Annotated in this window: 11 protein-coding genes; 1 reads left to right on the top strand and 10 read right to left on the bottom strand. The window is 39.5% G+C overall.

Translation table 11 applies throughout. The features are described 5' to 3' along the window. Window positions 1-295: 295 nt before the first annotated feature. Window positions 296-1,705, top strand: coding sequence for a sulfatase family protein (locus O6P32_RS11355; protein ID WP_178266343.1), 1,410 nt, complete (start codon window positions 296-298; stop codon window positions 1,703-1,705). A gap of 109 nt (window positions 1,706-1,814) precedes the next feature. Here the strand turns inward: O6P32_RS11355 and O6P32_RS11350 are convergent, their stop codons facing one another. The 10 genes from O6P32_RS11350 to O6P32_RS11305 form a co-directional block, all read right to left on the bottom strand. Then, entirely contained in the window at window positions 1,815-2,582 is a 768-nt protein-coding gene (locus tag O6P32_RS11350) for an endonuclease/exonuclease/phosphatase family protein (RefSeq protein WP_269878608.1), read from the bottom strand. Window positions 2,583-2,681: 99 nt separating this feature from the next. Beyond that, complete coding sequence (locus tag O6P32_RS11345; protein WP_269878607.1) at window positions 2,682-4,997, bottom strand: family 20 glycosylhydrolase; 2,316 nt, start codon at window positions 4,995-4,997, stop codon at window positions 2,682-2,684. 84 nt (window positions 4,998-5,081) lie between these two features. Continuing rightward, window positions 5,082-6,599: a sulfatase family protein gene (locus tag O6P32_RS11340; protein WP_269878625.1), complete on the bottom strand. Its 1,518-nt coding sequence runs from the start codon at window positions 6,597-6,599 to the stop codon at window positions 5,082-5,084. Window positions 6,600-6,821: 222 nt separating this feature from the next. Further along, window positions 6,822-8,312 (bottom strand): sulfatase family protein, encoded by a 1,491-nt coding sequence (locus O6P32_RS11335; RefSeq protein WP_269878606.1) that lies wholly within the window; start codon window positions 8,310-8,312, stop codon window positions 6,822-6,824. After that, entirely contained in the window at window positions 8,309-9,547 is a 1,239-nt protein-coding gene (locus O6P32_RS11330) for a glycoside hydrolase family protein (RefSeq protein ID WP_269878605.1), read from the bottom strand. Before O6P32_RS11330 ends, O6P32_RS11335 begins: the two co-directional genes overlap by 4 nt. Before the next feature lie 96 nt (window positions 9,548-9,643). Continuing rightward, window positions 9,644-11,092: an arylsulfatase gene (locus O6P32_RS11325; RefSeq protein WP_269878624.1), complete on the bottom strand. Its 1,449-nt coding sequence runs from the start codon at window positions 11,090-11,092 to the stop codon at window positions 9,644-9,646. 344 nt (window positions 11,093-11,436) lie between these two features. After that, the gene (locus O6P32_RS11320) at window positions 11,437-12,813 is read right to left on the bottom strand and encodes a sulfatase family protein (RefSeq protein ID WP_269878604.1); all 1,377 of its coding nucleotides are present in this window, start codon (window positions 12,811-12,813) and stop codon (window positions 11,437-11,439) included. A gap of 44 nt (window positions 12,814-12,857) precedes the next feature. Beyond that, on the bottom strand, window positions 12,858-13,907 hold the full coding sequence (locus tag O6P32_RS11315) for a glycoside hydrolase family protein (RefSeq protein WP_269878603.1): 1,050 nt from the start codon (window positions 13,905-13,907) through the stop codon (window positions 12,858-12,860). A 346-nt stretch (window positions 13,908-14,253) separates the two neighbouring features. Further along, window positions 14,254-15,396: a DUF1735 and LamG domain-containing protein gene (locus tag O6P32_RS11310; protein WP_269878601.1), complete on the bottom strand. Its 1,143-nt coding sequence runs from the start codon at window positions 15,394-15,396 to the stop codon at window positions 14,254-14,256. 13 nt (window positions 15,397-15,409) lie between these two features. Continuing rightward, entirely contained in the window at window positions 15,410-16,399 is a 990-nt protein-coding gene (locus O6P32_RS11305; protein ID WP_269878600.1) for a glycoside hydrolase family 18, read from the bottom strand. Window position 16,400: the final 1 nt, after the last annotated feature.

The following is a 16,400-nucleotide window of genomic DNA, read 5'->3' as shown; positions in this document are numbered from 1 at the left end:
GCCAACAAAGACCCCGATTTACCATCAATTATAGTGCATTCATACTTTTCATTGATGTATTCCGGCTGCCTTCACATGCCCCTCAAGCAATCAATCCACAAAAATCCCCAATCCCACAATAAGAAAACACAAAACAACAATCAAAAAATAAACAGAACACATAAGAAAAAAAATCAAACCTATTTTGAAAAGCCCCCATTTATCTGTAATTTCCCCTCCTCATACAATGATCATTGAGTAGAACATATCCCAAAGTTGTTATATACATAAAACGAACCTTATTATATACCCTACAATGAAAAATAAACTAATTTTATTAAGCATGACAGGGCTATCATTAATGCCCAATACTCTTTCTGCAAAACAACCCACCAATATCATCCTCATCAATCTAGACGATGTTGGTAACGGCGACTTCTCCTTCCGAGGAGCACTCGGATATCAAACACCTAACATAGACCGCATGGCAGCCGAAGGAATGGTACTAAACAACTTTTATGCCGTACAACCCATCAGCGGAGCCTCCCGGGCAGGCCTTATGACCGGATGCTATCCCAATCGTATTGGCTTTGCTTATGCTTTGAATCCCCATTCCCCCTATGGAATCAATGAAAAAGAAGAAACCATTGCCGAACTGCTACGAGACAAAGGATATGCTACTGCCATCTTTGGAAAATGGCATCTTGGCGATGAAAAAAAATTCCTTCCCCTTCAACATGGGTTCGACGAATACTATGGCCTTCCCTATTCCAATGACATGTGGCCCAATCACCCTCAATATAAATTCCCAGATTTACCACTCATCAAGGGAAATGATGTAATCGGATACAATACCGACCAAAGTCGCTTGACTACCGACTATACCCAATATGCAACCGACTTTATTAAAAGAAATGCTCATCAGAAGCCTTTCTTCCTCTATTTGGCCCATTCCATGCCTCATGTGCCACTGGCTGTATCCGATAAATTCAAAGGAAAAAGCAAACAAGGACTATACGGTGATGTAATGATGGAACTGGACTGGAGCATAGGAGAAGTTCTAAAAACCATCCGGGAAGAAGGTATCGAAGAAAATACTCTTGTGATTCTGACATCCGATAACGGACCATGGGCCAACTATGGAAATCATGCCGGTTCATCGGGCGGACTACGGGAAGCAAAAGCCAATACCTTTAACGGAGGAGTACGCGTACCCTGCCTCTGCTACTGGAAAGGCACTATCCAACCCGCCTCAGTATCCAACAGCCTGTATTCCAACATCGATATTCTCCCCACTTTGGTAGAAGTAGCCGAAGCCCAACTTCCCAAACAAAAGATAGATGGAGTAAGCATGCTTCCTACATTGACTACCGATCCTCAATGGGCTGGGCGTAAATATCTCTGTTTCTATTACCATAAAAACTCTCTTGAGGGTATCACCGACGGAAAATATAAATTAGTTTTCCCTCATAAATATGTATCTTACGATAATCAAGTACCAGGAAACGACGGAAAACCCGGTCCACTTGGAGAAGGTGAGGTAACTACCTGCGAACTGTATGATTTACGAAGAGATATGGGCGAAAGAGTCAACGTAATCAGCCTCTATCCTGAAGAAGTTGAAAAACTGAAAAAAGAAGCAGATTTCTGGAGAGAAGAACTGGGAGACGACTTGACCGGACATCCAGGAAAAGCAAGAAGAGAAGCTGGAAAGGCCGAAGATTAATAACCTTACAGAATTTTATAAAAAAAGGAACTGTCTTCTATTGCACAAAACAATATGAAGACAGTTCCTTTTTATGTAAAGAATAAAATCTCGTCAACAATCGAAAAAACTACCAACATACCTCAACCAAAACCGGACGATGATCTGAAGCAACTTTGTCGGCTATAACCTCCTTTTTCAACACTTCGACAGGAGTATTCTGAATACATTGTTTAGCTACTGCCACATAATCAATACAAGCCTCAGGCAGCGGTGCCGGACACGTATACACCGCTGTATCATTCAATACATCGAATACCTGTTCCATCTTTTTAAACTCCGGAGAATCTGCTTCCATATTCCAGTCACCAGCCAAAAATACAGGTTTATCCGTTTGAGGCAATACCTCCTTAATCATACTGACAGAAGTATTTCTGTCTTCATCGGTCAACGACAAATGTACACAAGCAAAATAATACTCATCAAACTCAGCCAAGAGTAAAGTACGCGCTTCTTCCCTTCCTGGCAACGCTATCTGTTTCCACGACTTCGGAGTTTTTTTACTTAAAATACCAATACCATATTTTCCACCCTGAAAATCTATGGCAGGAGCAAACAGTGCATGCATACCAACTTTATTCCCCAACTCACTCAATACATCTACTTTTCCACTTCGTTCAGTCACACTATCTATTTCCTGTACAGCCACCACATCCGGAGCAGACTGTAAAATCACCTCAGCTACACGAGCAATATCCACTTTTTCATCCATTCCAATAGCATTATGGATATTATAAGTTATTATCCGTAATGAATTACCTTTTTTTGACGAGCAAGAAGCAAAACTTAAACTTCCCACACACAACAAACAGACTATATATATAATTGTATTTTTCATCTGACTACCAATTAAAAACTGTCATCTCAAACAAAGTGGCATTCCACAAAATACACCACTTCGTTCAAGATGACAGAAAATCATACAAATATTTTGCTCTTAATATTTAAACCACTCCTGAGGAACAGCTACTTTCTTGCCATCTTCCTCTATCATTTTCAACTCAAGCATACCTCCATTATGGTCGAAGTAACGTAACTCTATAGGATGAAGTCCTTTACTCAATGCCTTCTGTCCGATATATTCTTCCGCAGCATGAGGACCATCGTTCAACAATACCGGAGTTCCATCTATCGACATCAGACTACCATCATCCGAAGTCAGAGAGAAAGTATAGACTCCATCTTCCGGTACATTGATATATCCAGTAATCACCAAACCGATATTACCTTTCACTCCTTCCGGAATCTTCACTTCATCAATTACATACTTACCTTTCAAAGGAGCAGAAGTTATCTGCGAACAACTGTCACCAGCATAATCATACCAAGTAGCCTGCAATCCGTTTTTCAGAGCACTTGCATCCTGAGAAACTTCTACATATTCTTCTTTAGAGAATGTTGTTTTAACAATATCACCCGGAGTTCCATCAGGACGATAAGTACGTAAACAGAAATCAGTAGAAGTATTCACCGGCAAAGCTCCTGTATACAGTTCCGACTGCTTATTCGGAATAGAACCATCAGTGGTATAACGAATCTCCACATTCGGAATACGAGATACGATATTCAGTGTATCCTGTCCGATAAATGCATTCCGGTTGTAGAAGCCTTCAATATCAGGAATGCGATAATTGATTTTCCGGTTTGCCAAACGTTCAAAATGAGAAGCCAGTTTTTCATAGAAAGGTGCATCATCAGTATAAGAAGCCTGTCCCCATGCCACTTCAGCCAAAGCAATCATACGCGGAGCAATCATATAATCCAGACGCTGCACAGTAGGAATCCACTCTGTCCATACATTAGCCTGCATACCTTTCACATACTTATACTGTGATTTTTCCAAACCATCATAAGGATTGAAAGTAAGAATCTGTCTGAATGTATTTTTATCCTGCTTATAGTCGAAATAAAAACAAGTATTAGGAGTATAGATAATATCTTTTCCCTGATTGGCAGCCTGCAAAGGAGCATCAGCTTCCCAACCTCTCCACCACATAATGGTAGCCTGATCCGACAGTCCGTCTCCTACGACTTCATCCCATCCAATCATTCTCTTTCCATTAGCAAGGAAGAACTGTTCCATCTGACGAACAAACCACGCCTGCAATTGCTCAACACTCTTCAAGTGTTCTGTCTGCATACGACGACGGCAATCTGCACACTTGCTCCAATTGATTTTCTCTACCTCATCACCTCCCAAGTGTACATATTGCGATGGGAACAACTGGAAAATCTCCTTATACACATTCTTGCAGAACTCAAGAGTAGCATCTTTTCCCGGACAAACAGGAGAAGAGAAAGTCTTACCCCAACCTATCATTCCTTTACAAGCCAAATCCGGATACTGAGAAATAGCAGCAAGGAAATGTCCCGGCATATCCACTTCCGGAATAACCTCAATACCACGCTGTGTAGCATAAGCCACTATCTCACGAATATCTTCCTGTGTATAGAATCCACCATACAAAGTATCTCCTTCGGCAGTAACCTTCAGTTTATCTTCGGGTAACAAAAATTCCTTATTATCTTCCTTGACCGCTCTTTCCTTACAAATCTTATCGTGTGTAGTATCCAACGGACGCCATGCACCCTTTTCGGTAAGCAACGGATATTGCTTAATTTCTACACGCCATCCCTGATCATCAGTCAGATGCCAATGGAATTTGTTCAATTTATAAGAGGCCATCAAGTCAAGCATTCGCTTTACTTCTTCTTTGTTCCAGAAATGGCGTGATGCATCCAACATCATTCCTCTCCACTGAAATTTAGGAGAATCTGAAATTTTCACCAAAGGTAAAGTACATACAGGCAATGTTCCTGCTACTTTATTATAGTCATCTTCCTGAATCATCTCTGCAGCCGGTGGAAGCAACTGACGCAAGGTAGAGATACCATTTACCACACCTTCATAATCAGATCCACTAATTATCACTTTATCTGATAAAATTTCCAACTGATAAGCACCACTAACTGTATCATTGTGCAAAGTCAGCACAATATCACCCTCTGACTCTATTGACGATTCCGGAGCCACATTCTTCAAAATTTCCTGTAAATACTGAGCAGCCGGAATCAATGACGGATCGACGACTTGAACTTTTACATCTTTCTTCAGCGTATAACTTCCGCTCTGGGTTTTCATCTCTACCGGAGTAGGAAGCAAAGCATTTGTATAATCTTCTTTCACTTGTGAGGTGGTACAACTTGCTCCCATACAAGCTAGTCCCACGATAAACGCAATGTGTTTTAACATATAGATAAGTTTTTGATTTTGTGAGTTTTTAAGTTTTTAAATTTGTTGAGTGTAATATGTTCACCAACTTATAAACTTAAAAACTTACTTATTATAATATTCTTTCAAGATTTTCTGCATTTCCGGATATTTTTTATCCGTATCGCCTACCTCTTTTCTCAAACGAAGCAAATCCTCCTTCATTTTCTTGATAATCGGTGCATATTCTTTGTCATTATAGGCATTATGATTTTCTTTCGGGTCTTTCTGCAGATCATAGAAATCCCAACAAGGAGTAAAAGAAAAATCTTGTGTATCCGTCATATCCAGATTCTGTCCGTAATAGAAAATCAGCTTATAACGATCGGAACGAATACCAAAATGAGCCGGACGAATCGCATGATTGGTCCAATAACGATAGTAAATCTCTTTCCGCCAATCCTTCGGTGTATTTCCCATCAGGTTCTCAGCGAAACTACGTCCCTGTACATCTTTCATCTCTACTCCGGCAAATTCGGCCAGTGTAGGAGCAAAATCAATATTCTGCACCAAGTCTTTCAAACGTTTACCAGCGGGAATCTTCTTCGGATAACGGATTACAAACGGCATACGGGCAGATTCTTCATAAAACATTCGTTTATCAAAGAAACCATGTTCACCCAGGAAATACCCCTGATCGGATACATACACCACAATAGTATTATCCGCAATACCCATTTCATCAAGTGCTTTCAACAGTTTACCAATATTATCGTCTACAGTAGCTCCACAGCGCAAATAGTCACGCATAAACTTCTGATAAGCAGCACGTCGGGCAGTTGTTTTCTGCAATCCATCAATAGAGAAAGGCAGTTCCGGATAGCGACACCACCATTTATCCGGATCTTGTGAAGCGATTTTCCAACGTCGTGCCAATTCTTCTAACGGTTGTCCGATAAACGAACGTCCATTGGTTTCAGGTCCCCAATCAAGCAAATTTTCAGGTTCAGGAAATGTCACTCCATCATACAAATGCTCCATACGTATCGGGAAATCATAAGGCTCATGTGTAGCCTTAAAATGACAACACATCAAGAACGGAGTATCCTTATCCTGCTCTTTCATCCATTTAATAGCCTTCTCCGCCACCAAATCGGTAGAGAACCCCAATATCTTTTCTCCAAACCGACGATTACCGGGCCAAGGATCTTTGCTATCGATAAACACCGGATCACGATATTCACCCTGATCGTAGAACACAGAATAATAATCGAACCCTTGCGGCTGCGACTGGATATGCCATTTACCTACCAAACCGGTATGATAACCTGCTTGCTGTAAAGTAGTAGCCAACGTAGGAATAGAAGTATCCAAGGAATCATTCAAAGTGTACAAACCATTGCGGTGGCTATACAATCCGGTCAGAATACTTGCACGACTGGGAGCCGAAATGGAATTAGTACAAAAGCAATTATCCAAAACTACTCCTTCGGAAGCCAACCGTTTAATATTCTCATTCTTTACATAATCGGCCAATACACCACCATAGATTCCCCATGCCTGTGAGGTATGATCATCACTTAAAATAAACAGAATATTGGGACGTTGTTCCGAAGAGTCGGCCCCTTGCTGTTGCGCCAGCATACTTCCAGAAGGAACAAGAGCCAGCATGTTTAATACAGATAAGGTTTTAAGATTCATATATTAATTATTGGTTTTCATAGTTTAAAGAAAGCTTCTTTCCTTCCTTCAGGAAATTTCACTTTTACACAGCCTTATGTGCTTCTTGTATTATACCGAGAGCAAAGTTAAAAGAAAATTATTGTTTGGTATATATATGCATTCAAAAATCATAAGAAAAACACCCTATCTGCTTTCATTCTCAATCTTATCCAATTCTTTTTTCATGCTTTTCACCAGTTCCGGATACATTTCAGCCACATTATGATGTTGTTTATAATCCTGGTCCAAATTATACAACTGAACGCTTTGTGTATCTTTTACATCTTCTTCCGGTAATGTCCACCCTCCTGAGCCTTTACAATCAAGCAAAACCCATTCACCTTTACGCAATGCAAAATATCCTTTATCCGAATGATAAACCAAAGACTGTCTGCACGAACCCTGATTGTCTCCTTCAGAAAGAACTTTCCAATAGCTAAAACTATCTTCTGCTGCTCCAGCTGGCACTCTCTGCTGAATCATTTCTGCCATTGTAGCAAATAAATCTGTAGAGCACACCAAAGCATCCGATTGCTTTCCGGAATCAACAACTTGTGGGCAAGACACAATCAAGGGTACCCGATGTCCTCCTTCCCATAAGTCCGATTTCTTACCACTCCACCTGCCATTCGCCCGATGTCCAGTTTCTGCAATATCTTCTTCCGACCACATTGCTCCATTATCCGAAGTAAAAATAATCAGTGTCTTTTCTGCCTCCCCACTTTTCTTCACCACTTCACAGATTCTTCTTACAGTTTCATCCACCATACAAACAAAATCACCATAAGCACCCGCTTTCGAACGCCCTCTAAAAGCTTCATCTACCATCCAAGGAGAATGAGGAGCCGTTAACGCAAAATACAAAAAATAAGGTTTGTCCTCTTTCGATGCTTTTTGAATATAATTCTCTGCTTTCTCCGTAAAATAAGAAAGACAATCCTCATGCCGAAAATCCGCTGCTACATCTCCATGCCGGTAATGCAAACCTCGAATACTCTTATCTGCATAATCTTCCGTGTACTGGTTTACAGGTGCTGTAGCTTTTCCATTCTCTATATATAAATAAGGTGACATATCAAGCGAAGCTGGCAAAATACAACTATAATCAAACCCACAATCAGTAGGTCCTCCTGTTATCTCAGCTTCATAATCCACGTTCGATGTATCTTCCAAATCCCATTCACTCCCCGTATACAAAGGTTTACTCTGATCCTTTCTTGTCCAATTCAGTCCCAAATGCCATTTCCCGATACAGGCAGTCTGATACCCATTCCGTTGCAAGAACGAAGCCACTGTTTCCCTTCCCGGTTCTATCAAAGGAGAAGAATATCCCGTCAAGACCTCTTTCTTCAACTTCGAACGAAAAGTATATCTCCCAGTTAATGTTCCATAACGGGTAGGTGTACTGACAGACGAGTTACTATGTGCATCAGTAAACATTATCCCCGAAGCAGCCAACGAGTCGAGCACAGGTGTATGAATTTTCGACTCAGGATTATAAGCAGATATATCTCCATATCCCATATCATCTGCCAATATATACACCACATTCAAACCAGTTTCCTGTGTTTGAGCAGCTATTTCTGTACCAACTAATGATAAAAATGCTGTTGTATAAAAAATATTTATATTCATTTTACTTTTTCCGGTTTAATTCTAATCTGTACATTAAACGAACCTCCATTGACTTTCGGATTCACCTCATCAATAGCACAAGCTGCATAAAGCACTTCCGGATTGCCTTCTTCATCTAATAAAAGCTGAGGTCGTTCCAAACGCTTTACATTCACTACCTTTCCATCAGACAACACCAATTGTTTCTTCATAAAAAGAGAATGTTCCGGCAATGTCCAATGAATACCATCTTCCGAGGCCATAATTGCCAGACAAGGCTCTCCTTTTGTAAATTGTCCGCCAAAATCCTTGAATATGGCATAAAAACAACGATCCTTCTCATGATACCATACATAAGGATCTTCTGCCGATAATTTACCTTTTGCCCCTTCAATATGAAATACAGGTTCATCAAGTGGTATAAATGGTCCATCCGGTTTATCACTCAAAGCCACTCCATGTACTCCTCTCCAATGCGGGTCGTATATATTCCCTTTAAAGTAAAGCAAATACTTCCCATCAGTAGGCCGATAAACCACCGAAGGGTTCACTACAATCAGATTATCCGGCTTAGGCTCGGTACCTTCCGGTGAAGGATTCACCACATTATCCGGTTTCACTCGTGTACGAGGACCCAGCAAAGGTTTATCCGAATGAGTGAACTTCCCTTCCAGCAAATCAGGAAAAGACTTAAATGAAATCACCCCAATCTGCTGACTTTGCTGAATACGGTCGCGACGCGGAAGCGTATCCGCTTTTGCACGAATATGCTCATTACCCGGATCTACAGAAGCTGCATAATACAAATAATATCTGTCACCAAACTTGCGCACATGTGGATTAGAAGTGGTCTGTGCATCCCATGTCGATTTATCTTCGGTAAATCCATCCTGATTCATAAAAAATCCCAGTTGACGGAATTCCCCATCCGGACGGTCGGACACAGCCAGTCCCATCTTCGAACCAAATACCCATGCATTATTAAACGGATATATTCCGGTTTCCGGTGCAGAATAAATCATATAATACTTTCCGTCTTCTGCTTTTGTAACCGATGCCCCCCATACAAAATGCCCCGGTAACTGAAATGCAGACGAACCTTCTACCCTATATCCATCCGCAACCGAATCAATTTTTAAATCTACCGGTTGAGCCTCAAACGTATATTCACCTAAAATAACTTTCTTTTCTGCACATGAAGCCAGCAAACTGCATATAACTCCTGCCAAATAAAATCGAATCCAATGTTTATTCATAGCTATTATGAAATAAATAAAGTATGAAAACAAATAGAGTTTTATAAAAAACCTTTATTTCTTTCATACTTTATTTTTTAAATATCTTATTCTTTCTTATTGCTTCGGATAATTAGGACTATACAACATCGATTCTTCACGTATAACCAACTTTCCATCCTTTACCCATTCCTCACCACGTTCACTCAAATGGTCTACCATCGCTGCACGAAGTTCCTCCAGTTGTTTACGGTATTTACGCTCCTTCGAAACATCTTTCGTTTCTTTCGGATCCTTCACCAAGTCGAACAACTGCTCTTCTCCGGTATGAACAAACCAGATATACTTTATCTTTCCATCCGTCAAGGCACACCAATAATTATGGTCAGAATAACAAGTCGCATGTTCCATATCAATCCATCTGCGCCACTCCGGCTTCTCTTCCTGCACCAAAGTTTTCAATGATTTACCATCCATATCAGCAGGAACAGAACCACCAGCCAAATCTACAAAAGTAGGCAGGAAGTCACGCAATTCAACCGGATTCTCAATAGTAGAACCAACCGGTTTTACAGTTTTCATCGATTTAGGGAATTTTACAATATAAGGTATAGCTGCAGAACCTTCATAAGCATATGTTTTTCTCCAATGATGATGATCTCCCATCATATCACCATGATCGGAAGTAAAACAAATAATAGTATTATCGTACATCCCTTTCTCTTTCAAAGCCTGCACGATACGTCCCACCTGTTCATCGATAAAAGTAATCGACGCATAATAGTGCTTCTTGGAATTTTTGGCATAGTCATCTCCAAACTGCCCGAATGCAGCAATAGGATCAGCTTTCGGGTCGGTCAACTCTGCCCCAATCTCTTTACTCCATTCACTATGTATAGGAGCTTCCATTTCTATATCCTTATATTTATCAAGTACACGTTTGGGAGGATCGTACGGACTATGCGGACGAGCAAAAGAAACCTTTAAAAACAAAGGCTTATCCCCCTGGTAATGCTGGATAGTAGTTACCGCCACATCCGCAGTCCATTTGGTAGGATGTAAATTCTCCGGCAATTTATATGTTGCTGCTGCATGTTCATTCCAACCTATACCAGTAGAATCCGGATTTACACCAGGAGCTACCATCATCATCCATTTCCGGTAATCGCTCATAAAATAAGGTGATTCTACTCTTCCGCTTGCGTCCAAAATAGTAGCATGAAAACCATGTAACGCATTTTGTGGACGCCAGTGCATTTTACCGATACCCAATGTAAAATAACCACAATCTCTCAACATTTGCGGTAACTCATAACGGTAATGTTCCGCTACATTCCCATATCCCAACATGCCATGATGCCAGGGCGACATTCCTGTCAACAAACCGGAACGCGCAGGTGTACTACTTGGACAAGCAGAATAAGCATTACAAAAATAAAAACCGTCGTGTGCCAATGCATCGATATTCGGAGTAATAATCCGTTCATTTCCACTGCATCCGATAGCATCTCCACGTTGCTGGTCGGTCATAATAAAAATAATATTCGGTTTTTCCTGTGCCTGCATCACTTGAGGTACACATAAAGCCAGACTTGATAACCAATATAGTTTATTCATAGCATATATATTAAAACAAAAACATTTTAAATAATAAAGTAGAAATTAAGTATATTGTTTATTTCCACTCCTTTTATAAAAACAACTAAAATAAAGCTAATACGCAATCTTTTAAAAGTATTTTTTATATTTCTCGCATACATTTTACGAATACATGCTTCATTATTACATTATCACTTTTCATAAAAAAGGCATACCGGACAAAATGATCACTCATTCTGTTTTGGTATGCCTTCATCAATTAAACCAAATCTATGAAAACTAAGTAATTATAATACTATCTTAATCATCCTTTACTTTTTTACATCTTTCCTCTTATCAAAAATACTCTCTGCTACAGAAAATGAACTCCTATGCTTTTCCACCATTCTATTTATTTCAGCCACCACTTCCGGATGCACATTTGCTACATCATATTGCTCCTCCGAGTCGGTACTCAAATCATACAACTTAGGCGTATCATAGAAAACTATTTTATCGTTTCCATAAGCAGATTTATCCATATAATGAAGTTTATATTTCCCCTTTCTGGCCGCATACAGCAAACTTCCACGGTAAAAATAAAATTCATCACGAAGCGATTGCTCCTTGCTGTTCCCTAATACACCCACAAGACTTTTTCCATCGTATACCACTCCAGAAGGTAAATCAACTCCAGCCAGTTCACAACATGTAGGAAACAAGTCAAGCGTACTTCCCATTTGTGTGACATGCCCCGGAGAAATCATATCTCCCCACATAATACAAGGCACCCTGAAGCCACCTTCATAATGAGAGTTTTTCCCATCTTTCAGCGGCCCAGCCGAACCGGCCTGACCTTTATAAGGTAACCATGGACCATTATCCGAAGTGAATATTACTAATGTGTGCTTATCCAGCCCCAGTTCCTTCAGTTTATCAAGAATACACCCTACACTCCAATCTATTTCTTCTATGGTATCTCCATAATTTCCTCCATCCGATTCCCCTTGAAAGGGTTCAGAAGCATAAACGGGGAAATGAGGCATCGGATGCGCCAAATACAAGAAGAAAGGATTTGCCTGATGAGTATCTATATAACGGAGAGCCTTATCGGTCAGCCGTTTAGTCAATAAAGTCTGGTCTGGTTCCCGTTCTATCTCTTTTTCCTGTTCATATACTACCAGTTCATAAGGATAGTTTACATTTCCCAGTTTTACCTGCTCCTTCCGGCTCATGTCATTAGAGAAAAGCATACCATAAAAATAATCAAAGCCATGATCAAGCGGTCTATATCCCGGCAAATGTCCCAAATGCCACTTCCCTATGCAAGCAGTATGATAACCGGCATTTTTAAGCAGTTCAGGAATTGTGATTTCCTCAGCCGGCAAACCTTCCGGTGAATCAGGATATAAAACTCCCCGCTCATTTCCATACATTCCGGTACGTACTCCCAATCGTCCGGTCAAAAGGCCGGCACGACTCGGCGAAGAAACAGAAGAAGACACATAAAAACTACTCCACTTCTGACCCTCCACAGCCATTCTATCCAAATGAGGAGTTTTAATCGTAGGATTTCCAAAACAAGACAAATCCCCATATCCCATATCATCGCAATTGATTACAATGATATTCGGCTGTTTCTCTGTACTCGCCCAAGCACTTCCTATACAAGAAAGAGCAATAGAGGTAATCATTAATTTTTCTATCATATTAAATTCTCTGTTTTATCAAAATAAAAATTTTAATATTCTTATCATTGCTGAGGAAAAAATACAATAAATGAATCATTTCCTTTTTTTACCGCAAACGAAATCATTTTTACCTCACCTTCCTCAATATATACATAAGGACGTTCCATATTATCAACTTGCATCACAGTTCCGTCCTCCAATGGGATTTCCTTTTTACAAACCAGATAATTTTTAGCCTTATGCCAGTTTATACCATCTTCCGAAGTTATCAAACCTATAAAATCTCCTCCGTGTGCATGAAAAATCGCATAAAACCTTTCCCTATTCTCATCAAACCACACACAAACATCTTCTGTAGGTATATCTGCAAATGCAGGCTTATCTTCTAAGACAAATCCTCCATCGGGATCAGAAGAAGATCCTACCGCCTGAATCAGTCTTCTCTTTGCAGCTAATTTGTCATCTCCTTTAATAATCAAATAAAACCGCCCTTCTTTTCCTTGACAAACAGACGGATTTACTGCCACATTTTTAATCGGTCCTTCCGGTTCCAGCAAAGGTTTTTCACTCCTTATCCAAGGACCATTCAGAGAACTCGATACTGCTACTCCTGCTCTCTGATGAGACCGAAGCAAGTCCCAATCCTTATGCGAATAACCGACTTTTCCTATTTCATCCAATTTATACTTATCTATTTCCACCCCTCCTGTATTTGTAGAGGTATAATACATATAATATTGATTGCCAAACTTCCTTACTTGCACATTATGAGCCGTCACTGCATCCCAAGCTCCTTTTCTTGCTTTCAATGCTGTTTCTTTATATAAATATGGTCCGGACATAGACTTTGATACTGCATGAGCAATCTCTGAATGAGTGAGCCAGCCACAAAACCCAATAGACTTAGGCCAACGGGAATAAAATAAATGATACGTACCTTCTTCGTCTTTTATAATCGAATTACACCAATGAAAATATCTCTGATCTCTCATAAAAGATGATTCACTAACAGGTTTTATTAAAACCGATAAATCCAAATCATCTGTTTTTTGAGCAAATAAAACCGTACTTTCCAACCAAACAATCAGAGCCGATATCAATAGTTTTCTCATAATATTAATATTTATCGTTACTCATAAAATATTTTAATCCAAAATCAACTTATATATCATATTCACGATATTCTATATCTTTCAGTTTACCAGAAAATGAACAATCCTACAAGCATTTCCTTTGCTGTTTTCATTCTTTTCTTTCATTATCTCCACTGCAATCTTATACTTACCTTCATTCTGTTTATTTTTTAAGCTAAAATATTTTTATTATGTTCCTTTAAAAGCCCAAACAACCTTATGCCTTTTATATTAAAAAAGGCATACCTCATAGCTGATATAAAACCATTCTATTTCGGTATGCCTTTACGTTTTAAATTAACCTATCTATGAAAAAAAAGCAATTTTATTCTTCTGTATCGGGGAAACGGACACCAGATTCCCAAGTAGCTTCCATTTTCAACTGACCATCTCTACCATGATTACTATGATCTTTAATCAAAGTACCGCTTCCTTCATTGCATTTCCAATATACTTCCAGTCCTGGAGAATCAGGAGATACTACATACATATTATTTTCTATTTCTGCCTGGCTACGAGCTACCGACCATACACGTAGCTCACTTACTTTACCTTTTAAAGAATAAGTGGATTTTTCATCATTCGCAAAAACAATTTTCTTAAAATCGAAAACTTCTCCTGGAGCTGCATGCGGATAAGTAAAGTCTAATTTACCATCTACATACAAACGTAAGTTAGCACCATCATAAGTAAATGCCAGATGATACCATTTTTTTGCAGTAAAACGAGTAATACTCTGCGGCTTACCGGCACCCACTTTTGCCTGAAACTGATTCTGATCACAAGTCACATCCCCAAATCGGGTATATACAGCAACTTTATCATCTAAGCCAGTAATTTTCCATTGTGTCACATTGTTTCGATTAAAAGCATCCATACAAAGGTTCCATTCCAAAGTCCAAGCACCCAATCCGGTTAAAGGTTCAGTAGGAGTTACAGCAATATAATTCCCTGTTCCCAAATAAGGTACAGTTGTAACAATTACCTGATCAATCAGAATCATCAGAGAGGAAGAAGCCTGTAGCACATCTGCTCCCGAAGCACTTACAATCGATACTGGAATAGCATACTTTTTTGTTGCATCTACTCCTTCATCAAAAGGCTTGATTATCAAATCTACGGGAGCAGAAGACACTTCCCCGGCCTTTATAGTAGCTTGTGTTTCTGAGAAAGAATAATATTTTTCAGGAAGCAACTGATAGTCCACTCCATTCTTTGCATTATAAGCCTGCAAAGCAGCAGCATCAAAACCATAACTTACAGTGACATCTCCTTCTGCCGGAGCTCCCAATCGCGAAGACAGACGAGTACTGGCCCCTTTATCGTCTATGGTTACGCGTTTTGCCTGCGAACTCTGTGCATCGGTCAGATACACACCGTTTTCAATGATATCATATTCAGATTGGCAGGCCGCAGTAAAACCACCTATAGCCAAAGCCAATATTGCTAATTTCAATTTATTTCTCATAATACATTAGATTTTAATTGTTAGGATTAGCCGGATTCATAATCTGAATAGCCTGACGCAAAAATTTATATTCTGGGTTATGGGCATATTCATATTCCATATGATAAGTTCCACAGCCAGCCTTTTTACCTTGCTCTGGATTAAAACGAGCCATCCCCTGTAAAGAATTCATAATATTTCCATCCTTATCCCGATAATTAGTAGTTCCTCCAGTCTTCCAAAGAGATTCAAAATTTTCCGTAAAAATATATTGTTCAGGCTTCCATCCATTAGCATATGCATTATTAAATCTACCTTGTAAATCACTATCTCCACGAGAAGAATAAGCCTGCACAATACCATAATCAAACAAAGCTGATAAGCCTTCATTCAAATGATAAGGAACTCCATCAATAACCAATAATTTACCAGTTCCAGAAGTTGGACCTAATCTTTCACTTAACTTACGAACAAATATTTCCATATTATCCATATGCCCAGGTCCAGAAACCAATGGACCAGATCCTCCAAATCCTGGTTCGTAGTCCAAATCTAAGCCATCATATCCATATTTATATACAGTATCACACATTGCTGAAGCATACGCTTTTATACCTTCAGGAGTTGCATCAAATGGTTCTGGGATTTCATGTGCAAAAATTGTAAACAAAACTTTTGTTCCAAATTTTTCCTGTACATAACGCATGTCATTTATCTTGGTTTGCGTTAAATTGAAAGCATGTTCTGTACCCCAAATAGCAACAAGATCCACACTATCAGGCACACTTCTCAAAGAACCACGAGCAGAAGTTGAAGTTCCTCCATTCCAAAATCCAAACCATCCAAAAGCAAGCTGATGATCTGTCTTCTTATAAGCTCTTAATTTTTCATAATATTCTTCCGATTTAGGAGTTCCCTCCAGATTCTGAATTACCTCATTTTCCGGAATGGTCCAATCATCGCACGCTTGTAGAGCCAATCCCAATCCAAAGCACAAACCAATTGATTTTATTATATTTTTCATA

The sequence above is a fragment of the Phocaeicola acetigenes genome (genome assembly GCF_027529745.1).
GTDB lineage: Bacteria > Bacteroidota > Bacteroidia > Bacteroidales > Bacteroidaceae > Phocaeicola > Phocaeicola acetigenes.
Note: the sequence above shows the minus strand (reverse complement) of the source record. Positions and strands in the feature narration are given on the sequence as shown.